Origin of the sequence: Enterococcus sp. DIV0008 (assembly GCF_050542615.1) — a bacterium.
Lineage (GTDB): Bacteria > Bacillota > Bacilli > Lactobacillales > Enterococcaceae > Enterococcus_D > Enterococcus_D innesii.
This window is the reverse complement of the sequence record NZ_CP172937.1, coordinates 2,143,986-2,166,374: the sequence shown is the minus strand read 5'-3', so window position 1 is coordinate 2,166,374 and position 22,389 is coordinate 2,143,986. Positions and strand designations below refer to the sequence as shown.

Annotated in this window: 20 protein-coding genes; 18 read left to right on the top strand and 2 right to left on the bottom strand. The window is 34.7% G+C overall.

Features of this window, described 5'->3' with window-relative positions; translation table 11 throughout:
• The 17 genes from IGI84_RS10260 (at position 1) to IGI84_RS10180 (ending at position 16,881) form a co-directional block, all read left to right on the top strand.
• The gene (locus IGI84_RS10260; protein ID WP_430600293.1) at positions 1-708 is read left to right on the top strand and encodes a CpsD/CapB family tyrosine-protein kinase; all 708 of its coding nucleotides are present in this window, start codon (positions 1-3) and stop codon (positions 706-708) included.
• Positions 709-731: 23 nt separating this feature from the next.
• Positions 732-1,496, top strand: a complete 765-nt coding sequence (locus IGI84_RS10255; protein WP_220426795.1) for a tyrosine-protein phosphatase — start codon at positions 732-734, stop codon at positions 1,494-1,496.
• Between the two features lie 12 nt (positions 1,497-1,508).
• Positions 1,509-3,326, top strand: a complete 1,818-nt coding sequence (locus IGI84_RS10250) for a polysaccharide biosynthesis protein (RefSeq protein ID WP_220426794.1) — start codon at positions 1,509-1,511, stop codon at positions 3,324-3,326.
• 12 nt (positions 3,327-3,338) lie between these two features.
• On the top strand, positions 3,339-3,953 hold the full coding sequence (locus tag IGI84_RS10245) for a sugar transferase (RefSeq protein ID WP_220426793.1): 615 nt from the start codon (positions 3,339-3,341) through the stop codon (positions 3,951-3,953).
• On the top strand, positions 3,950-4,810 hold the full coding sequence (locus IGI84_RS10240; protein ID WP_220426792.1) for a sugar nucleotide-binding protein: 861 nt from the start codon (positions 3,950-3,952) through the stop codon (positions 4,808-4,810). The genes IGI84_RS10245 and IGI84_RS10240 overlap by 4 nt, the downstream gene beginning before the upstream one ends.
• Positions 4,791-5,936 carry a hypothetical protein gene (locus tag IGI84_RS10235; RefSeq protein ID WP_016608116.1) on the top strand — a complete coding sequence of 382 codons (1,146 nt, stop codon included), beginning with the start codon at positions 4,791-4,793 and terminating at the stop codon, positions 5,934-5,936. Before IGI84_RS10240 ends, IGI84_RS10235 begins: the two co-directional genes overlap by 20 nt.
• A complete protein-coding gene (locus tag IGI84_RS10230; protein WP_016608115.1) occupies positions 5,923-6,846 on the top strand; it encodes a glycosyltransferase family 2 protein in 924 nt (307 codons plus the stop codon). The genes IGI84_RS10235 and IGI84_RS10230 overlap by 14 nt, the downstream gene beginning before the upstream one ends.
• A 14-nt stretch (positions 6,847-6,860) precedes the next feature.
• Positions 6,861-7,916, top strand: coding sequence for an EpsG family protein (locus IGI84_RS10225; RefSeq protein ID WP_016608114.1), 1,056 nt, complete (start codon positions 6,861-6,863; stop codon positions 7,914-7,916).
• Positions 7,917-8,831 (top strand): glycosyltransferase domain-containing protein, encoded by a 915-nt coding sequence (locus IGI84_RS10220; protein WP_430600290.1) that lies wholly within the window; start codon positions 7,917-7,919, stop codon positions 8,829-8,831.
• A gap of 21 nt (positions 8,832-8,852) precedes the next feature.
• Positions 8,853-9,857, top strand: coding sequence for an NAD-dependent epimerase/dehydratase family protein (locus IGI84_RS10215; RefSeq protein ID WP_220426791.1), 1,005 nt, complete (start codon positions 8,853-8,855; stop codon positions 9,855-9,857).
• A 75-nt stretch (positions 9,858-9,932) separates the two neighbouring features.
• Positions 9,933-10,790, top strand: coding sequence for an ATP-grasp fold amidoligase family protein (locus IGI84_RS10210; RefSeq protein ID WP_220426790.1), 858 nt, complete (start codon positions 9,933-9,935; stop codon positions 10,788-10,790).
• A gap of 60 nt (positions 10,791-10,850) precedes the next feature.
• Positions 10,851-12,269: an oligosaccharide flippase family protein gene (locus IGI84_RS10205; RefSeq protein WP_016608109.1), complete on the top strand. Its 1,419-nt coding sequence runs from the start codon at positions 10,851-10,853 to the stop codon at positions 12,267-12,269.
• Positions 12,270-12,285: 16 nt separating this feature from the next.
• Positions 12,286-13,155 carry a glucose-1-phosphate thymidylyltransferase RfbA gene (rfbA, locus tag IGI84_RS10200; protein ID WP_220426789.1) on the top strand — a complete coding sequence of 290 codons (870 nt, stop codon included), beginning with the start codon at positions 12,286-12,288 and terminating at the stop codon, positions 13,153-13,155.
• Between the two features lie 2 nt (positions 13,156-13,157).
• Positions 13,158-13,739, top strand: a complete 582-nt coding sequence (gene rfbC, locus IGI84_RS10195) for a dTDP-4-dehydrorhamnose 3,5-epimerase (RefSeq protein WP_220426788.1) — start codon at positions 13,158-13,160, stop codon at positions 13,737-13,739.
• Between the two features lie 13 nt (positions 13,740-13,752).
• Complete coding sequence (gene rfbB / locus IGI84_RS10190) at positions 13,753-14,781, top strand: dTDP-glucose 4,6-dehydratase (protein WP_034857368.1); 1,029 nt, start codon at positions 13,753-13,755, stop codon at positions 14,779-14,781.
• A gap of 50 nt (positions 14,782-14,831) precedes the next feature.
• Positions 14,832-15,671, top strand: a complete 840-nt coding sequence (gene rfbD / locus IGI84_RS10185) for a dTDP-4-dehydrorhamnose reductase (protein WP_220426787.1) — start codon at positions 14,832-14,834, stop codon at positions 15,669-15,671.
• Between the two features lie 43 nt (positions 15,672-15,714).
• Positions 15,715-16,881, top strand: coding sequence for a nucleotide sugar dehydrogenase (locus IGI84_RS10180; RefSeq protein ID WP_430600288.1), 1,167 nt, complete (start codon positions 15,715-15,717; stop codon positions 16,879-16,881).
• 112 nt (positions 16,882-16,993) lie between these two features.
• Here the strand turns inward: IGI84_RS10180 and IGI84_RS10175 are convergent, their stop codons facing one another.
• Positions 16,994-17,608 (bottom strand): helix-turn-helix domain-containing protein, encoded by a 615-nt coding sequence (locus IGI84_RS10175; RefSeq protein WP_430600287.1) that lies wholly within the window; start codon positions 17,606-17,608, stop codon positions 16,994-16,996.
• Between the two features lie 638 nt (positions 17,609-18,246).
• On the opposite strand from IGI84_RS10175, the gene IGI84_RS10170 reads away from it, so the two are divergent.
• Positions 18,247-21,627 carry a MucBP domain-containing protein gene (locus IGI84_RS10170; RefSeq protein WP_430600285.1) on the top strand — a complete coding sequence of 1,127 codons (3,381 nt, stop codon included), beginning with the start codon at positions 18,247-18,249 and terminating at the stop codon, positions 21,625-21,627.
• A gap of 78 nt (positions 21,628-21,705) precedes the next feature.
• Here the strand turns inward: IGI84_RS10170 and IGI84_RS10165 are convergent, their stop codons facing one another.
• Positions 21,706-22,380, bottom strand: a complete 675-nt coding sequence (locus IGI84_RS10165; RefSeq protein ID WP_430600962.1) for a CPBP family intramembrane glutamic endopeptidase — start codon at positions 22,378-22,380, stop codon at positions 21,706-21,708.
• Positions 22,381-22,389 lie beyond the last annotated feature (9 nt).

The following is a 22,389-nucleotide window of genomic DNA, read 5'->3' as shown; positions in this document are numbered from 1 at the left end:
ATGATGGCAAAAAAACAAGAACGTACTGGGACACAGACACATGCAGTGAGCTTGATTACAATGGTTGATCCTTCTTCACCAATCTCAGAGCAATATCGTACGATCCGTACAAATATTCAATTTGCGTCTTCAGCAGATAAACAAATCAAGACCATTGTTGTTACTTCTTCTGGTCCAGGTGAAGGGAAATCGACAACTTCAGCTAATTTAGCGGTTGTTTTTGCAAAATCAGGACAACGAGTATTGTTAGTTGATGCCGATATGCGAAAGCCTACTGTATATAAAACATTCAGCTTAAACAATGCGAGTGGATTAAGTACCGTATTAAGTACCTCAACGAGCGTCCTTGAAGCAGCTCAAAAAACGGTGATTGATAATTTATCTGTCTTAACCAGCGGACCAAAACCACCAAATCCATCTGAGCTACTTGGATCGGCACGAATGAACCAAGTGATGGAAGAAGCGAAAAATCTTTATGATGTGGTTATTTTTGATATGCCACCAGTTGTAGCAGTCACTGATGCACAAATCATGGCATCTAAAGCAGACGGAACGATTTTAGTGGTTCGAGAGAATGTTGCTCGGAAAGAATCCTTAATAAAAGCGAGAGATCTTTTGAATATGGTTCAAGCAAGAATCATTGGTGTGGTCTATAACGGTGCCGAACACTCGAAAGATTCAGGTTACTACTATTATTATGGAAATTAATTAATTTGAAGGAGAAGAGAGAAATGATTGATTTACATTGCCACATTTTACCAGGAATTGATGATGGTGCAGAAGACATCAATGCGAGCATCGCTATGGCTGAAAAAGCGATTAGCCAAGGGATTACGCATATTCTTTGTACCCCACATCATAACAATGGAAAATACCGCAATCCGAAGTCAGAGGTCATTTCTCTCGTTACTTCTTTACAAGAAGAATTGGACGCACGGAGCTTGTCCTTGACAGTACTTGAGGGACAAGAGGTGAGAATAACAGGAGATTTAATTGAGGATATACAGAAAAATAACATCCTTTTTACAGATCTTGATGATACGTATATCTTGATAGAATTTCCTACGATTGAAGTACCTACGTATACAGAACAAATTTTCTTCGATTTACTACAGCTGGGAAAAATTCCAGTCATTGTCCATCCCGAGCGGAATGCTCATTTTAGGAAAGACCCTAACAATCTAATCCCATTTTTAGATATGGGCTGTTTAGCTCAGTTAACTGCGCCAAGTTATGTCGGCGTATTTGGAAAAGAAATCCAAAAAACAGCAAAAACAATGGTTGAACATAATCTTGTTCAGATGGTCGCTTCGGATGCCCATGGCGTTACAAAACGCACCTTTAATTTAAAAGAAGCTTATGAGCAAATTGAGCAAGATTTTGGCATGCTCAAAGTAACGTTGATGAAACAAGTAGCAAAAGATTTAATAAACGGGGATCAAATCAGTTTTCCAAGTTATATTGAAGTGAAAAAAAAGAAATTCGGGTTATTTTAGGGGGCAACTGGGTTGTTTGAATTAACGAGGAGAAGAAAAATTGTAACTTTAATAATTGTAGATAGTTTATTGATCATAGCAGCAAATATAGCAGCAGTTTATTTTATGAAACCTTTTGTGGCGATTCCAAGGGAATTTACATTGATCTCTGTGAGTCTGTCTGTCGGCTTCTACCTTTTTTATGGTTCTGTGTTCCGTGTTTTTTCTCGAATCAATCGCTATACGAATCTGAAAGAAATGATTGCTATCTTCTTAGCGGTGTCATGTAGCGCTTTTACTTGCAATGTGATCTTATTTTTCGGTGATGAAACCTATAGCGTGCGGTTAGTGATCTTTACGTACTTTCTTTCGCTCTTTTTGATCATTGCTAGTCGATTGATTTGGCGGATCTATATTGAAAGAAAAAACATGAGGGGGTCGTCCAATGAGGTTGTCAAGAATACCCTGATCGTCGGCGCAGGAGAAGGCGGCCGTATTCTTTACAATAGCTTTGTAGGTTCGAAAACGGCAAGTGACATTAATATTATCGGATTTGTCGATGATGATCCGAATAAACGAAATACTTATCTTTCTGGGAAAAAAGTCTTGGGTTGTATCACTGATTTACCTGATTTGATTCAAAAGTATGAGATCAATATGGTCACGATCGCCATTCCTTCTTTGTCACGGAAAAAGTTGCGGAGCATTTTTAGCTTAATTGAACCTTTGCATGTCAAAGTCAACACGATGCCATCAATGGAAGAAATCGCCTCTGGGAAAATCAGCACTTCACGTTTGAAGAAAATCGATGTCGTTGATTTGCTAGGTAGAGATGAAGTCAAATTGGATATCGACTCCATCAAAGATCAAATTACCGGAAAGACGATATTAGTGACTGGAGCAGGAGGATCGATTGGTTCCGAAATCTGTCGCCAAGTGATTCAATTCAATCCTAAAAAACTAGTTTTATTAGGACACGGAGAAAACTCGATCTACTTAATTGACCGCGAGTTGAACATCAATTTTAAAGACAATATTACCGAAATCGTTCCAGTTATAGCCGATATACAAGATCGTGAAAAGATGTTTGAAATCATGAACGAAGTCAAACCGGATATCGTCTATCATGCGGCAGCCCATAAACACGTGCCGTTGATGGAATACAATCCTAGAGAGGCAGTCAAAAACAATATTTACGGAACGAAGAATACTGCTGAAGCTGCCAAAGCCGCAAAAGTGAAAAACTTCGTAATGGTCTCTACAGATAAGGCCAATAATCCGCCAAACGTCATGGGGGCAACAAAGCGCATCTCTGAGATGATTGTTACTGGCTTAAATGAAAAAGGTTGCACGAAATTTTCTGCTGTGCGTTTTGGCAATGTCTTAGGTTCAAGAGGCAGTGTGATTCCAGTATTCCGTGAGCAAATAGCAAAAGGCGGACCAATTACGGTGACTGATTTTCGCATGACTCGCTATTTCATGACGATCCCAGAAGCTAGCCGCTTGGTTATTCAGTCAGGTGCACTTGCTAAAGGTGGTGAAATCTTCATTTTAGATATGGGCGAACCGGTGAAAATTGTTGATCTTGCGAAGAATATGATTCGTCTAAGTGGTTATAGTGAAGAAGAGATTGAGATTATTGAAACTGGGATTCGACCTGGAGAAAAATTATACGAAGAACTATTATTGGATAAAGAACGGAATGATGAAGCAGTCTTCGAGAAAATCTTTGTTGGCAATATCAAAGGTTATTCCTTGGAAGAGGTACTTTATTTTGTAGAAGCACTTCCTAAAAAAAGTGCTGCTTTGGCTAATGAAATTGTGAAATTTGCAAATGCTTCAAACAAATAGGAGTGGGTTTTGTTGTATAAGGATGGATTGAAACGAATCATTGATTTTATTTTATCGTTAATGGGGATCGTTGTGTTATCACCAGTTTTATTACTTTTATGCTTAGCAATAAAACTAGATTCTAAGGGACCAATTATTTTCAAGCAAAAACGGGTTGGAAAGAATAAAACCTATTTTAATATTTATAAATTCAGAACAATGAAGATTGATACACCAAAAGAAATGCCGACACATCTATTAGCAGATCCTGATTTTTATATCACCAAGGTAGGGAAATTTTTAAGAAAAACCAGTTTGGATGAGCTGCCTCAATTATTCAATATTATCAAAGGTGATATGGCTGTCATTGGGCCTCGTCCAGCGCTATGGAATCAATATGATTTGATTGAAGAACGAGATAAGTATGGGGCAAATGATATTCGACCAGGATTGACTGGGTTGGCTCAGATTAGTGGTCGAGACGAGCTTGAAATTCCAATTAAGGCCAAGTTAGACGGCAAATATACGGATAATATTAGTTTAAGGATGGATATAAAATGCTTCTTTGGTACGATTACTTCTGTTTTCAAAAGTGACGGTGTCGTTGAAGGCGGGACGGGAACGATGAAGAAGGAGGAAATCGAATGAAACGAATCCTAATTACAGGAGCGAACAGTTATATCGGTACATCCTTCGAGAAATGGATGCAGCAATTTGGCGATAATTATCAAATTGATACAGTTGATATGCATGGAGATCGATGGAAAGAAAAAGATTTCTCTCAGTATGATTCTGTTTTTCATGTCGCAGGAATTGCCCATGCAGATGTTTCAAAAGTCAGTGAAGAAACGAAACAACTTTATTATAAAGTAAATTGTGATCTTGCAGTTGAAACAGCTGAAAAGTACAAAAGTGATTTAAATGGAAAAAATGGACAATTTATTTATATGAGTTCGATTATTATTTATGGTGAGGAAACGAATATAAATAAGAAACGTGTTATTACTCCTGAAACACAGCCTAATCCATCCAATTTTTATGGTGATAGTAAGTGGAAAGCTGAAAAAAAAATGACCCCTCTTAAAAGTGACACTTTCAGAATAGCAATCATCCGCCCACCAATGATTTATGGAGAGGGAAGTAAAGGGAATTATCAACAACTAGTGAAAATAGCAAATTTAACCCCAGTTTTTCCTAATATAAAAAATGAAAGATCAATGTTAAATATTAATCGTTTATGTTGTTTTATTAAAATTAGAATAGACTCTTGTGATTCTGGTGTATTTTTTCCGCAAGATCCAGTACTACAGAGAACTAGTTTTATGGTTAAAGAAATAGCTTCATCAAAAGGGAAAAAAGTATATCTTTTTTCTGGACTAAATTGGTTTATTTGTTTATTAGGATACTTTCCTGGAAGAATTGGAAGACTAGTAAATAAAGCATTCGGAAGTTTAACATATGACAAAGAACTTAAGAGGAAAGATCATGAGAATTGGAATAGTTAACTGTTTTGAAACATACAATATTAGAGCACAGCAAACAAAAGTTTATTTTGAATCTATGGGATGCAAAGTGGATATAATTGTTTCAAATTTTTCGCATAGAGATAAAGTTCAGATTGATAATAAAGAAAAAGGAACAATAGTAATTGATGTCCCCGCATACAAAAAGAATCTATCAATAAGGAGAATGTATTCGCACTTTTCTTTTGCTAAAAAAGTTAGAGGAGTGATAGAAAAAGAAAACTATGACTTGTTGTATGTTCTAATTCCGCCAAATACGCTTGTTTCACAAATATATAAAAGTTCCTATAATAGCATCCTAGTTTATGACATTATTGATTTGTGGCCCGAAGCAATGCCATTAGGTAAGCTTAAGAATTTAAAAATTGCTCGTTTCTGGAGTAACATTAGGGATAAACACCTGAATAATGCTGATGTTGTAATAACTGAGTGTGAGATGTATGCTGATTTTTTAAAAAAAACGAACAAATCTATTCCATTTAATACGGTTTATTTTAATGGTGGTATTCCGATAGAAACAGAGTACAAAGAGAAAGATTATAATCGAATTAATCTTTGTTACATTGGATCTATTAACAATCTATTAGATATTGATTTATTGTTTGATTTATTAGTTAATTTAAATAATAAAATCAAAGTTACTTTTAATATTATAGGGGATGGAGAAAAGAAAAAAGATTTAGTTGAGAAATTAATTTTATCGAATGTTAGTTTTAACGATTATGGAATAATTTTTGATGAATTAAAGAAAAAAGATATAATATCTCAGTGTGACTTTGGTTTAAACTTTATGAAAAGCTCAACAAAAGTTGGTTTGACTATGAAATCAATTGAGTACTTTAGATACGGGTTGCCAATTATTAATAATATCCCTTATGATACTTGGAATTTCGTAAAAGACTATGAAATTGGACTCAACTTAGAGAGAGGGAATGAAGAAATAGTTGCTAACAGAATGATAAACTTAAAGCGAAGTAATTTGATAGATTCTTACAGATTGAATACAAGACAAATGTATCAAACGTACTTTTCGGAATCTTCTTATACTGCTAAAATGAACGAAATATTTTATGATAAGTTTTTAGGAGAATTAAATGCAAAATATTAGATCGGTAGGCGTGATGGTTACCTATAATCCAGACTTTGATACTTACAAGGTTATAAAAGAATTAGTTGCTCAATCAATTTATTTGATTGTTATAGATAATGGTTCTAAAGAAAGCTCTATTGTAATAAGTCTTGAAGAACTCGAAGATAATGTGGATAATTTGAAAATAATTAGAAATGATAAAAATATCGGACTAGCTGCGGCACAAAATAAAGGCATTTTATATGCCGATAAAATGGATTTCGATTATCTATTCTTTTTTGATCAGGATACATTAATTCCTAAAAATTTTGTTGTGTCGATGGAAGCAGCATATGAAAAATATCAAACTGAAAATAACTATAAACTAGGAATACTGGCTCCTAATTATAAAGATAAAAATATTAAAGATTTTGCTCATTACGCTAGACTTACTGAAAAAGGATATGAAGATATTATATTAAATAATTCTGAATATAAAAAAGTATCATTTGTCATCTCTTCAGGTAGCATGATGAGTATGGATCTTATAAAGAAAATAGGATTACTAAGAGATGACTTTTTCATTGACCAAATAGATACTGAATACTCATTAAGAGTCTTATCATGTGGTTATGATATTGTAGCCACATCCAATGCTTTGCTAGAACATACAATTGGGAATAGAGAAAAAAAACACTTTCTTTTTTTAACCATAAAACCAAATCATCATAACTCTTTACGTAAATATTATATTTTTAGAAATGGTCAGTACTTAAAAAAAATTTATGGAAAAGATTATCCTGGTTTTATAGTTCTAATGAATCACAGATTTATACATGATTTAATTGGAGTTGTTTTTTTTGAGAACGAAAAATTAAGTAAGCTAAAATCGATTTTTAAAGGATATAAAGATGGAAATATAATGTTCAAAAAAGAACAATCTAATTAGTGTGGAGATTGACTATGATAGAAAATAAAAAGCGAAACTTTGGTTTTTTTAATATGATAATGACCATATTGGTTGTATTTATAATGTGGTTAATGTTTGCTGGTAATACTTATAATCCTGATTACGAAAATTTTTCAAATATATATAATACTTTTACTCGAATCGGAATTACTAGCTATTCGGGAGTAGAAGCTGGTTTTTCATTTTTGATGCGATTTTTAGGATCACTTGGCTTATCATATCAAAGTTTTCTATTTGTTATAGCCACTATTTTTCTAACAGTGATTACAATGGTTACATTTTATTTTTCAAGAAATCCATTTATTTCATTATTGCTATATATATATTTCCCATTTATGTTGGATATTGTTCAAATAAGAAATAGTTTAGCGTATGCTTGTGTATTATGTGGTCTGATTTTTTTGCTAAATGAAAAATATTTAGTATTTACTTTTTTTGTTATCTTAGCTTCGCTTTTTCACATAACAAGCTTATTTTACTTATGCTTCTTAATAATAAAATTAGATTTACAGAAAATATTTCGATATATTGTATCCATAACTTTACTCTTAATAGTATTTAGAACCTTTTTTATAAAATATTTATTGGGCTTATTACCATTCGGACAAAAATATTTAGTATATTTAGATGGTATTTCATTATTTAGCTTGCTGCTTTATATCGTCCTTATAATTGCTAATATTATAGTTAACTTTTTTATTTACAAAAGAATGCTTATTTTGAAAAATAAAACCAAAATTGAGAGAAAAACAATAAAAATTGCATTACTCACATTGAAAATCTCTGTAATCTTGTTGTTGGCAATACCATTTTTGAGCTTTAGTTCCGATTTTTTTAGGTTATATAGAAATATGATTCCCTTATTTTTGTTCAATTTAACAAACTACTTTTCTATTAAAGTATATATAAAAAGAGGATATTCTTTTCTTGTTGATATAATTACATTCCTTCTTTTTATATTAACTGGTTATTATTTTCTATACTTATTTGAGTTTGAACATATAGTATTAAATGTTTTTAGATATAATATATTTTTTGGAGGAAACTAATTGGATTATAAGAAAACTATAGAGGTTTTAGAAAAGCAAAACCTTGAGATTATTAGATTAAGAAGAGAAACCCGGATATCTGATTTTTTTTCAAAACTCTCCTTTGATACTAAATCATTCAACTATATAATGAATGTGTTCATAAAGAAAAAAATTAGTAAGACCATTAATAGAAATTTTATAGTATTTAGAGATGAAGAAAATAGAAATAATGTTGAGATGATTGCCGATAGACAATATGTCGATGACAAGAAAATTGTTGTATATACTTGTATAACTGGTAATTATGATAATATTCCAGAACTAACTTTTTTGGACGAAGATATTGATTATTATTTGTTTACTGATCAAGAGCCGGAAACAGTAACATGGAAAACTAAAAGAATCCCCGATTATATTACGTATTTACAAGACAATGTTCTTATTAACAGATATTTAAAAATGCATCCTTTTGAATTATTTGAAGACAAATATGATATTGCTATCTATATTGATGGAAACGTAGATATAACTTCTGATATTAAACCTTGGTCTCAGTATGTAACTGATAAGACTGGATTGGCATTTCATAGGCATTTTCAAAGAGACTGTTTATATCAAGAAGCCGAAGTTTTAAAGCTGTATAAGAAAGGGAACGCAACTGCAATAGATGAACAAATCCAGCGATATAAGAAGGTAGGTTTTCCAATAAATTATGGTTTGCCAGAAGCGACAGTAATTGTGTCTGATTTAAATAATTTAAATTCGAAAAAAGTCTTTAATCAATGGTGGGAAGAATTCATAAAGACTGGTTCTTTTAGGGATCAGCTTTCGTTGCCATATGTCCTTTGGAAAAATAATATCCTTGTATCAGAGGTCACGAAATTAGGAAAAAACTTATATCGCAGTGCAAAAATTTCAGTAAAATCACACTGATAGGTCGAGGAGGAATTTATTATGAAAATTCTTATAACAGGGGGAGCAGGATTTATAGGCTCACATTTAGCAAAAAAAATCCTAGTAAGTACTGAATATGAAGTTGTCGCCATTGATAATCTAAATGATTATTATGATGTGAATTTAAAAAAAGATAGGATTGATTTATTAAATCATTACAATAATTTTAGATTTGAAATATTAGATATTTGCGATAAAAATAATATGAACAAGTTATTTTCAAAAGAATCATTTGATATCGTAATAAACCTTGCAGCTCAAGCTGGAGTTAGATATTCTCTTGAAAATCCCGAAGCATATATAAAATCAAATATTGAAGGTTTTTTAAATATTCTAAATTTGTCTAAAGACTATTCTATTAAGCATCTTCTTTATGCTTCATCGAGTTCAGTATATGGTGGTAATACAAAACTTCCATTATCAACAACAGATAACGTTGATCATCCGGTTAGTATATATGCTGCAACAAAAAAATCTAACGAATTAATGGCCCATGCTTATAGTCATTTGTATAATTTGCCCACTACAGGTCTAAGGTTTTTTACTGTATACGGACCCTGGGGGCGACCAGACATGGCATATTTCTCTTTCACTAAAAACATTTTGGAAGGAAAGCCAATTAACGTATACAATAATGGTCATATGCAGAGAGACTTCACATATATAGATGATATCGTAGAAAGTTTATTTAAATTGATCAATCATATTCCAAATAGGGACAATATAAAAAAGGAAGAATATTCTGCAAACGAGAGTTGGGCACCGTATAAGATATATAATATTGGAAATAGCGAGCCAGTAAACTTAATGGATTTTATAAACACTATTGAAAATAAATTAAGCACAAAAGCAAGAATAAATTTTGAAGAGATGCAAGCTGGGGACGTAAAAGATACTTATGCGGATACTCATGATTTAGAAAATGATATTAATTTTAAACCTAACACTTCAATAGAGAGAGGATTAAGTGAATTTATAGATTGGTATATTAAATATTATAAATAAATTTATAAATCGAAATATATTGATAATTATTTTTATAATAAAGTAACATATAAATCAAATTTGGGGATTAAATAAATGAATATTAGAAACATATTGAAAAGATCAATACCTAGTTATTTATTTTTGAAGATTCAGTATAAGAAAGTCATGGGAAAAAAGCTAAATTTAAGAGAACCAATAACATTTAATGAAAAGCTTCAGTGGTTAAAGCTTTATGATAGGAGGAAAGAATATACTTTTCTAGTAGATAAATATAAAGTAAAAGAAATTGTTGGAGCAAAAATTGGAAAAGAATATCTTATACCTACTTTAGGTTATTGGAGTAACTTTGAATTGATAGATTTTGGATCTTTGCCAAACCAATTTGTTTTAAAATGTACCCATGATAGTGGAGGGGTAATAATTTGTAAAAATAAAAAGGATTTTAATTTTCATGAGGCTCAGAAAAAAATCGATGATAGTTTTGGATGTAATTTCTTTTATATGAGTCGTGAGTGGCCTTATAAAAATGTAGTGCCTAAAATTATTGCAGAGGAGTTTATTAGTGATAATCTAAGTGATTATAAATTTTTCTGTTTTAATGGGGAAGTAAAAATAGTCTTAGTGTGTAGAAACAGGTATACAAAAGAAGGGTTAACTGAAGATTTTTTTGATACAGACTGGAAACATTTAAATATGTCCCGTAAGCATCACCCTAATTCCACCAAAGACATATGCAGACCCGAGAAGCTTGATGAAATGATAAATTTAGCAGAAATATTATCAGAAAATATTCCTTTTGTGAGAGTTGACTTATATGAAGTTGATGGAAAAGTTTATTTTGGCGAATTGACTTTTTTCCCAGCAAGTGGCTTAGAAGGATTTGTTCCTGAATGTTGGGACAAGACATTGGGTGAATGGTTAATTTTACCAGAAAAAAATAAATTTATATAATAACTTTTATTCATATCATATTAAAAGGTTTATATATTACAGAATAGTTGAGGGGAAGTCATGAGGAAAATACTTTCTAATTTTTTTTATCAAAGTATATTTCAAGTTACCAAATTAATTCTTCCGCTTATAACAATTCCTATAGTATCTAATGCTTTAGGACCAAGTGGAATAGGTGTTTTTAATTATACAAACTCAATAGCACAGTATTTTGTATTAATCGCTGGTTTAGGCATCGGGGTCTATGGAAATAGAGAGATTGCAAGAGTTAGGGATGATAGAGTCAAAATGTCAAAATGTTTTTGGGAAATATTTTGGATGAGCTTTATTGTTTCAGTATTGTCTTTACTTGCATATTTTACTATAGTTTCTTTTTCTGAATATAGGCTCTATTTTTATTTGCAATCACTTGTAATAATAGCAGCTGTTTTCGATATATCTTGGTTTTTTATGGGGATTGAAGATTTTAAAAAGTCTAGTCTCAGCAGTATAGGTGCACAAGTGTTCTCATTCTTAGCCATTTTATATTTTGTAAAAGGCCCAGATGATATAACTACTTACATTATTATTCAAGGTATGAATCTAATTTTTACTCAACTAATCATGTGGCTATTTATTATTAAAAAAATTGAATTTAAAACAGTTAAACTTAAACACATGTATTATCATTTTTGGCCAGCAATGCAATTCTTTATCCCTAAAATAGCGATAATATTGTACACCAATATGAGCAAGACTTTGTTAGGATGGTTAGCAACTACTACAGATGTTGGATTTTACACAAATACATTAATACTCAACAGTATACTTGTTACACTAGTAACAACTATAGATTTAGTCTTGCTGCCCAAGTTTAGTAATTTAGTGGCAAAAGGTGATTCAAAAAGCTTATTAAATGTCCTTACAAAATCGATACATATACAGTTATTTTTCACTATACCTATGATGTTTGGGACTATTCTCATTGTACCCCAAATGGTTCCCTGGTTTTTCGGAGAAAAGTTTGACTTTATAATTAAAACTATTCCATTGGTATCTCCACTTACAATAATCATGCCATTAGGTTTAGCAGTCGGTAGACAATATTTGGTCCCAATGAATAAAATCAAGGTATACAATATAGCGGTTTTAAACGGTGCTGCAATTAGCATTATCACAAATTTAATATTTATTCCGATAATAGGGGTGTACGGAGCGATATTAGCTATTGTTTTAGCTGAGTTATTTGTAAGTGTTACGAGAGTATATGCTTTTATTAAAGAAACGAGATTTTCATTCCAAAAGAAATATATACTAAAATGCATATTTGCATCTGTTTTAATGCTTGGTATAACCAGAATTCTTACTCAAACTATGCTTAATAGTTTTACTACTACGTTTGTTCAAATCATAATTGGGTTTACAATTTATATGATCATGACTATTTTGATGAAATGTAATCCATTAATGACTGTAGTTAAAGCAATAAAAAATAATTGAAAATTTGGAGGTATTCATGAAAGGAATCATATTAGCAGGGGGATCAGGTACACGCTTGTATCCACTCACAAAAGCAACATCGAAACAATTGATGCCAATTTATGATAAGCCCATGATCTATTACCCTATGTCTACGCTGATGCTAGCTGGCATTAAAGAGATCTTGATCATCTCTACACCACAGGACACCCCGCGATTCGAAGAGCTCTTTGGCGATGGACGAGAATTAGGACTTCAGATAGAATATGCTGTTCAACCGACACCAGATGGACTTGCCCAAGCTTTCATCATTGGGGAAGAATTTATTGGAAATGAGAGTGTCTGCCTGATTTTAGGAGACAATATCTACTATGGCGGTGGCTTATCTAAGATGTTACAAAAAGCTGCTCAAAAAGAAGAAGGTGCCACGGTATTTGGTTATCATGTCAACGATCCAGAACGTTTTGGCGTGGTAGAATTTGATGAGTCGATGCAAGCTGTTTCGATTGAAGAAAAACCTGCTATGCCAAAGTCTAGCTATGCCGTGACAGGTTTATACTTCTATGATAATCAAGTTGTTGAGATTGCTAAAAAAATTGTCCCTTCTGAACGAGGAGAATTGGAAATCACCGATATCAATCAAAAGTATCTTGAAAAAGGAAAACTCTCAGTAGAAGTGATGGGACGGGGATTTGCTTGGTTAGATACAGGTACACATGAGTCCTTACTAGAAGCATCCACGTTCATTGAAACCATTGAAAAGCGACAAAATCTTAAAGTTGCTTGTTTAGAAGAAATTGCTTATCGAATGGGTTATATCAATCAGGAGCAATTGATCGCATTAGCACAACCTTTGAAAAAAAATCAATATGGTCAATATTTATTGAACCTGGCAAGTGAGGCATAAACATGGGAAAACTAACTGTAACAAAAACAAAATTGACAGATGTCTTGATTATAGAGCCAGCTGTATTTGGTGATCATCGCGGATTCTTCACCGAAAGCTATTCCCAGGCCGATTTTCAAGAAGCAGGAATCACACAAAACTTTGTACAGGACAATCATTCTTTATCTATCGAAGCAGGTGTTTTGCGAGGACTTCATTTCCAAAAAGGAACTGCCGCGCAAACCAAATTGATTCGTGTGTTGACGGGAGCTGTTTTAGATGTAATCGTTGATATCAGAAAAGGAAGTCCAACCTATGGAGAATGGGAAGGCTATATTTTATCTGAAAGTAATCAGCGACAATTGTTGGTCCCTAAAGGATTTGCTCATGGTTTCATGACATTGACTTCAAATGTAAACTTTTTGTACAAGTGTGATAATTATTATGATGCTGAGGCTGATGCAGGTATTGCCTTTGATGATCCTGATTTGGCAATCGATTGGCCCATTGCAAAAGAAAAAGCGATTCTTTCGGAAAAAGACCAACATCACCCAACTTTAAAAGCATTCGAAGAACAAAACCCGTTTATTTATGGCGAGATATAAGGAGCGAGTGGACATGAAAAAAATCATTGTAACCGGAGGGGCAGGCTTCATTGGGTCTAATTTCGTCCATTATGTCGTTAATCATCACCCAGAGATCCATGTCACTGTTTTAGATAAACTAACTTATGCTGGAAACAAAGAAAATCTAGCGGGTCTTCCAAAGGATCGCGTAGAGTTAGTGGTTGGCGATATTGCTGATAGCACATTAGTCGATCAGTTGGTCCAGCAAACGGATGCGGTGGTTCATTATGCTGCAGAATCACACAATGATAACTCATTGAAAGATCCATTTCCTTTTGTTCAGACAAATCTTATTGGTACCTATACATTGATTGAAGCTTGTCGAAAATACGATGTGCGTTATCACCACGTATCAACCGATGAAGTGTACGGAGATCTGCCGTTACGAAAAGATCTTCCAGGGCATGGAGAAGGACCAGGGGAGAAGTTTACCGACCAAACACCCTATAACCCATCTAGTCCCTATTCTTCCACAAAGGCTGGCTCTGATTTATTAGTCAAAGCTTGGGTTCGTTCCTTTGGTTTGCGGGCAACACTTTCTAACTGTTCCAATAATTATGGTCCGTACCAACATATTGAAAAATTTATTCCACGCCAAATTACGAATATTCTGAGTGGCATTCGACCAAAATTATATGGTGAAGGAAAAAATGTTCGCGATTGGATCCATACAAATGATCATTCTTCAGCGGTATGGACAATCTTAACAAAAGGTCGAATTGGCGAGACTTACTTGATTGGTGCTGATGGAGAAGCAGACAACAAATCAGTCATTGAAACGATTTTAACATTGATGGGAGAGCCAAAAGATGCTTATGATCATGTGACTGATCGCCCCGGTCATGACTTGCGGTATGCCATTGATGCCTCAAAATTAAAAGAAGAATTGGGTTGGCAGCCGATTTTCACGGATTTTGAAGAAGGTCTAGCTGATACGATCGACTGGTATCGAAACAATCCTTCTTGGTGGCAAGATGAAAAAGCACAAGTAGAGAAAAGTTACGCAGAACAAGGACAATAAGGAATCAAAAGCAGGAGAGATCCTGCTTTTTTGAAAGGAAGCGATCATTTATGTACTTAATCACAGGAGGAAATGGCCAATTAGGCAGTGAATTACGTCATCTATTTGATGAAAAAGGTATTGACTACGTGTCTACAGATGCGAAAGAGATGGATATCACAGATGAAACGGTCACGATGGAGAAAGTAAAAGAAATCCGCCCATCAGTTATCTTTCATTGCGCTGCGTATACCGCAGTTGATAAGGCAGAAGAAGAAGGCAAAGAATTAGATGAGTTAATCAATGTCACTGGCACAAGAAATGTGACCCTCGCTGCAAAAGCTATAGGTGCAAAACTTGTTTATATCAGTACTGACTATGTTTTTGATGGAGAAAAGCAAGTTGGTGAATACCAAGTCGATGATCAAGTAAATCCCCAAAATGAATACGGAAGAACCAAATTATTAGGGGAACAAGCAGTCCAAGAACTATTGGATGATTACTATATTATTCGTACTTCTTGGGTCTTTGGACGGTACGGACACAATTTTGTCTATACCATGCAGCGATTAGCTAAGGAACATAAGACTTTAACAGTAGTAAATGATCAATTTGGGCGCCCAACTTGGACACGAACATTAGCAGAATTTATGCTTTATGTTATCGAAAAGCAAGCACCGACTGGAATTTATCATCTTTCGAATGATAACAGCTGCTCATGGCATGAATTTGCGTGCGAAATACTAAAAGATTCAGATGTAGTTGTCAAGCCGATTCCTTCTTCCGAGTTCCCACAAAAGGCGAAGCGACCACAATATTCGGTGATGAATCTTTCAAAAGCAAAAGAGTTGGGATTTGAAATCCCAACATGGCAAGAAGCATTAAGAATGATGGTGCAATCTAGTAAGTAATTAGAGATGTATTATAAAAAAATTTGTATTGGTGGAATAAAAAATGAACATTTCTGTTTTTGGATTAGGCTATGTCGGGCTAGCAAACGCGTTATTATTATCTCAAACTGAACATGTTAAAGCGTATGATATTGTAAATGAAAAAGTTAATCTTTTAAGTCAAAGGAAATCACCTTTAGAAGACAAAGAAATACACGAATTTTTGAAACGTGATGACTTGAATATTGAGTTCACGAACGATTTTGAATATGCTGTAAAATATGCAGATTATTTAATTATTGCTACACCAACTGATTATGATGAAGTGAAGAACTATTTTAATACATCTACAGTTGAAGACGTTATAGAAAAAGCATTGGCGATACGCCCAGATGCAACCTTCATAATTAAATCGACTGTACCAGTTGGATATACGTTAGATGTAAAGGCAAGATTTAATACTGAGAATATTATCTTTTCTCCTGAATTTTTGAGAGAAGGCAAAGCTTTATATGACAATTTGTATCCTTCCAGAATTGTTGTAGGTGAGGTTTCTGATCGGGGAAAAGAAATTGCTGCTATGTTCAAAGATAGCTGTATTAAAGAAGAAGTGCCGGTTTTACTCACTCATTCTACTGAAGCAGAGGCAATAAAACTTTTTTCAAATACGTATCTTGCCCTAAGAGTAGCGTATTTCAATGAGTTAGACACTTATGCAGAGTCACGTGGTTTAGATAGTAGACAAATAATTGAAGGTGTAGGATTAGATCCACGTATAGGCTCACATTATAATAATCCTTCTTTTGGTTATGGTGGATATTGCTTACCGAAGGATACAAAGCAGTTAAGAGCAAACTATGAAGATGTCCCTAGTAATATTATTGGTGCTATTGTAGAAGCGAATACTACCCGAAAGGATTTTATTGCTGATCAAATTATTGCAAAAAAACCTAAAGTGGTTGGTATCTATCGTCTGACTATGAAGGCAAACTCAGATAATTTCAGATACTCTTCCATCCAGGGAATTATGAAACGTATTAAAGCAAAAGGTATAGAAGTTATTGTCTATGAACCAACTTTAGATGCAGCTGAATTTTATCATTCAAGAGTAATAAAAGATTTTGATGAATTTAAAGATTTGTCTGATGTAATAGTTACCAATCGTTTTGAAGAAATTTTGAAGGATGTTGAGAATAAGGTATATACAAGAGATATCTTTGGAGACAACTAACTTCGTTTTGTTGAATAAAATTATTATTCTTAAATCCTAATGCAGTTAATAACAATCAAATCAGTTATTGTTATCAACTGCATTCTTGATTTTAAATTTAAAATTGGAGTCCTTACATCTCAAACTTCCGCCAATCAAACAAATAAATCACCCCAATTGCTTTAAACGTCAAATAGACAAAATGACCATAATTATGGCCAATCAGATGTAACGCATCTGCGGAAGCTCCTTTATTCGACCAAAGAGTAAAACCTAATATAATGGCTAAGATCAGCAGACCTTTTCCTAATGCAAAGACAATTGTTTTTGCAGGGAGGGGTCTTTTTTTTGTGAGGAAAAAGCCGAATAAAAGGACAAAGTTAACTAGTAACAAAAAGTGTGCAGCAGCTGTCCATAGGGTCATTGTTCCTGTAGGTGTTAAGAAGTCGGTGAAAACGCAAGCGACGATTGCAGTCAAATTTAGCAAGTATAGAGGAAGGCGAAAGGTTGGTTTCTTTTCGTCACTCATTCTTTCTGGTTCGTCTGCTGCTTGTTCTGGTTTTAGCAGTGACTCTAAATCGATTTGGTAGAGATCACTTAATTTGATCAAGGTGTCGATGTCTGGGGTACTTCGGTTGTTTTCCCAATTTGAGATCGTTTGTCTAGTAACAAATAATTTTTCGGAAACTTCTTGTTGAGTGAGTCCTAATTTCAAGCGACTCTCTTTTATTTTTTCAGCTATAGTCATTTCAATGCTCCTTCTGACCTATCCTATCATAAAGCGGTTCAAAGAAACAATTGTAAAGCTCGATTTAACGAAAAAATGCACAAGATATTTTCTTTGTTTACATAAGATTAAATTAAAATGAGTTTCCTTCAGATGTTCCTAAAAAAATTTCTGGAATTACTCGATTTTTTTTCAGTGAATCCTTCACCTGTAATAAGTAACAATTGTCATATATGAACTGATAAATGTTCAAAGATGGCACATATTGAGAGTAGAAGATAGACTTGCTCGAATCATTCGAAAAAAGAAAGTCACGATTAAGTAAAAAATAATTTGCTTTTTTGAAAATGAAATCATTGATAAAACAAGGATGCAAAGAAGATTTGCGCTGATTTGCACTGGGTTTGCTTGAAGGTAAGGGTGCTTGAATTATAAAATTCTGAAGAGGTGATGCAATGCGATGACAAGTGAATTAAGTATACATACGATCAATGGTATTTCATGTGTCCGCATAAAAAATTTTTGAGAGGAGTGGATGATAGGCTAAATAAAAAATTGTTTGTAAATTAAAAATTAATAAATTATAATGATTTTTAGGCGTAAAAAAAGTTTGGATAAAAAGGTTTTAATTTTGAAAAAGAAGGTTAAGGTGAAAGTTTGTGAAAAAGAAGTTTAAATCTATTCTATCTTTAGTAATCTTATTAAGTGCTGTGGTGGTAACGCCAGCATTTCAGGTAATGGCGGAAAGCCAAGTGTTTTCAGAATCTCCGCAGGTGGATCAGGAAGAAGTGAATACTGTGCAATCTGATGATACGAATGCTTCTGTGGATGCTAGACAAGCTACCTCTCAAGTAGAAAATGCTACGCTGACATCAACGACCTTAGCGAGTGTGGATGCTGAGAACGAACAAACACAAGCAAGTAGTGACAGTAAAGAAGCCATCAGCGGATCAGAAAATAAAGAAGAACCTGCTGCAAGCCCTGTAAATAATGTCCCTTCTTCTGTTGATCCGTCGTCTGCAAGAGCTGCCAATGCGCAACTGACGGTTCAAGTTTTAGATAGTAATTCAAACCAGCCAATCCAAGGCGCTTATTTCACATTGACCTCCTCGACATCTGGTGAAGTGACGTTGTTAGTCACGGACAGTTCAGGAAAGGTAACGATTCAGGTTCCTTCAGGGGGCTACTTTATTAAGCAAGTGGGTACAACGAATCAAAGATTGAACTACGCATTTACATCGATTGGAAATTCTATCAATTTGCAAGCAGGAGAAACCAAAACATTGGCACTTTATGAGCGTCAAATTGTAGGCGAGTATGCTTTTGGAGATAGCCCCGATACGATTCATATTCCTGTAAACAGTAACTTCGATTTCTCAACACAGGCATTAGGGATCGAGGCGTTTAAGTTAAATTTTAGCGGCAACATAGAAAAAAGTATTTCTGACTCACAGATCTTTCCGTACTACACAAATGTTGATCCGAGCAAACCGGGGACTTACGTAGCAATTTTTATGGCTAGACAAGCCTCATATAGTGTATATACAACACATGTAGTCAATGTCATTGTTGACCCGGAGCAGGTGGGAGAGGTAACTGTCAGATATCTTGATACTCAAGGGCAAGAAATCCATGAAACGAAGACTTTATCTGGTACCATTGGTGCTTCATATGATGCTAGTACGGATGAGTATAAGTTATCAATTGACGGTTACACCCTAGACGAAAGCCAACTGCCGGAAAATAGTAAAGGTATATTTAGCGAAACAGCACAAACCATCACCTACATTTACACAAAAAATCCTGTACCAGCAGCGGATGTCACGATTGAGTATGTAGATTTAGAAGGCAACGAAATCCACGCTAGTCAAACGATTAGAGGGAATGTAGGCGACTCTTTCGATGTAAGCACAGATCAATATAAACTATCGATCGATGGCTATACACTAGACGAAAGCCAATTGCCAGAAAATAGTAAAGGTGTATTTGGCGAAACGGCGCAAACCGTCACCTATATCTACACAGAAAATCCGATACCAGCAGCGGATGTCACGATTGAGTATGTAGATTTAGAAGGCAACGAAATCCACGCTAGCCAAACGATTAGCGGGAATGTGGGTGACTCTTTCGATGCAAGCGCAGATCAATATAAACTATCGATCGATGGCTACACTTTAGATAAAAGCCAATTACCAGAAAATAGTAAAGGCACATTTAGCGAAAAAGCGCAAACCATCACCTACATCTACACAAAAAATCCGATACCCGCAGCTGATATAACAGTAAAATACGTTGATACAGAAGGCGAAGAAATTCATTCTCCTCAAACGATCAGTGGAAACGTAGGCGACTCTTACGATACTAGTACAGAAAAATATCAACTAAAAATCGAAGGCTACACTTTAGACGAAAGCCAGTTGCCAGAAAATCTTAAAGGTATATTTGGCGAAACGGCGCAAACAGTCACCTATATCTACACAAAAAATCCTTTACCAGCAGCTGATATAGTAGTGGAATACGTGGACTTAGAAGGCAACGAAATTCACGCTGCTAATAAAATTAGTGGGAATGTGGGTGATCCATACGATGCCAGTACGGAACAATATCAATTAACGATCAAAGGCTACACTTTAGACGAAAGCCAATTACCAGAAAACCTTAAAGGTGTATTTAGCGAAACGGCACAAACAGTCACATACATCTACACAAAGAATCCGATACCCGCAGCGGATGTCACGGTTGAGTATGTGGACACAGAAGGCAACGAAATTCACCCTTCACAAACAATCAGTGGAAACATAGGTGATTCATATGATGCCAGCACAGATCAATATCAATTATCGATCGACGGCTATACACTGGATGAAAGCCAACTGCCAGAAAATACCACAGGAGTATTTAGTGAAACAGTACAAACAGTCACTTATGTGTATACAAAAAATCCCGTTCCAGCAGCGGATATAACAGTGAAATACGTTGACACAGAGGGCAATGAAATTCATGACTCCCAAACCATTAGTGGAAACATAGGTGATTTATACGATGCCAGCACAGATCAATATAAACTATCGATCAATGGCTATACACTAGATGAAAGCCAATTGCCAGAAAATACCACAGGAGTATTTAGTGAAACAGTACAAACAGTCACTTATGTGTATACAAAAAATCCCGTTCCAGCAGCGGATATAACAGTGAAATACATTGACACAGAGGGCAATGAAATTCATGACTCCCAAACCATTAGTGGAAACATAGGTGATTTATACGATGCCAGCACAGATCAATATAAACTATCGATCGATGGCTATACACTAGATGAAAGTCAATTACCAGAAAATAGTAAAGGTATTTTTAGCGAAACAGCGCAAACAGTCACTTATGTCTACACAAAAAATGCCGTACAAGCTGCGGATATCAAGGTCGAATATATAGATACCGAAGGCAACGAAATCCACGCTTCTCAGACGATTAGCGGTAATGTGGGCGACTCTTTCGATGCAAGCACAGAACAATATCAATTAACAATCGATGGTTACTCACTAGATAAAACCCAATTACCAGAAAACCTTAAAGGTGTATTTAGCGAAACAGCACAAACAGTCACCTACATTTACACGAAAAATCCGATACCAGCAGCGGATGTCAAAGTCGAGTACGTAGATACAGAAGGCAACGAAATACATTCTTCTCAAACGATCAGTGGGAACGTAGGCGAATCTTACGATGCTAGCACAGAAAAATACCAAATATCAATCAACGACTACGTCTTAGATCGAAGTCGTTTGCCACAAAATGCGAAAGGCACATTCGGCAAACAAGGGGCAACTGTGACGTACGTTTATACAAAAGAACAAGCTGCAACAGTTGATAATTCTGATAATAAAGAAAAAGCTCCTGCCCAAACTGTTGTTTCGAAAAAAAGCGCTTCTGCACAAAGATTGCCGCAAACCGATGAGCAGGGGACGTTGTTCCCAATTATAGTTGGTTTGTGCTTTATCGCCACGGCAAGCTGGCTTTATTTCAGAAAGCGAAAATAGCGATTAAGTAAGCCATTGGGGAAAGGCATCACTGACTAACAAAAAGGACAGCTAGGATTCAGCTGTCCTTTTTGTTGCTTATTTGCTTAAAAATGAAATGAATTTCAGAGAATCATAGAGAAAATGGCAGATCCAGCTGACCCATACGCTATTAGATTTTTTCCAAACGTAGTTGAGTGCCAATCTGGCAGGCATCAAGGTGATCAATAATTGGGCTGGATGAAAACCATATGCTGGGATGTGCCACAAAGCGAATAGCACACTGCAAATGATGGAAGACCAGACAAAAGAGAGTCCTTTTTTCTGTAAAGCCAACAAGAGATTGGTGCTAAGCAATTCTTCCCCCATAAGCATGAAGGGAACTTGTAAAAAGACCATTTGGACGGTGATAGTCTCGCTGATCGAGTTTGTTGTGGGTTGTCCAAAAATAGCGGCATAAATAAAGGAAAAGAACACGCCAGTCAAAATGACGAAAGGCACACCCCATAATAAAACGACGAAACGAAAATGCTTGAATTGTTCCAAAAAGGTCCTTCGTAAGAGGAAGTACCCTGCACCAAATGCCAAAATCACATTCCATACAGTACCAACAATGGATAAAACGGAATCGCTTAGGGGTGTATAGGGAAGCATTTGATAGGTTAAACCGATGACTAATGTGAGTATAAATAAATACATTGCTGACTTGTGTTTCATTTTGAACACATCCTTTAAAGTAATTGCCACACGCTGAATTATAAACAGAAAAAACATCAAAGTACA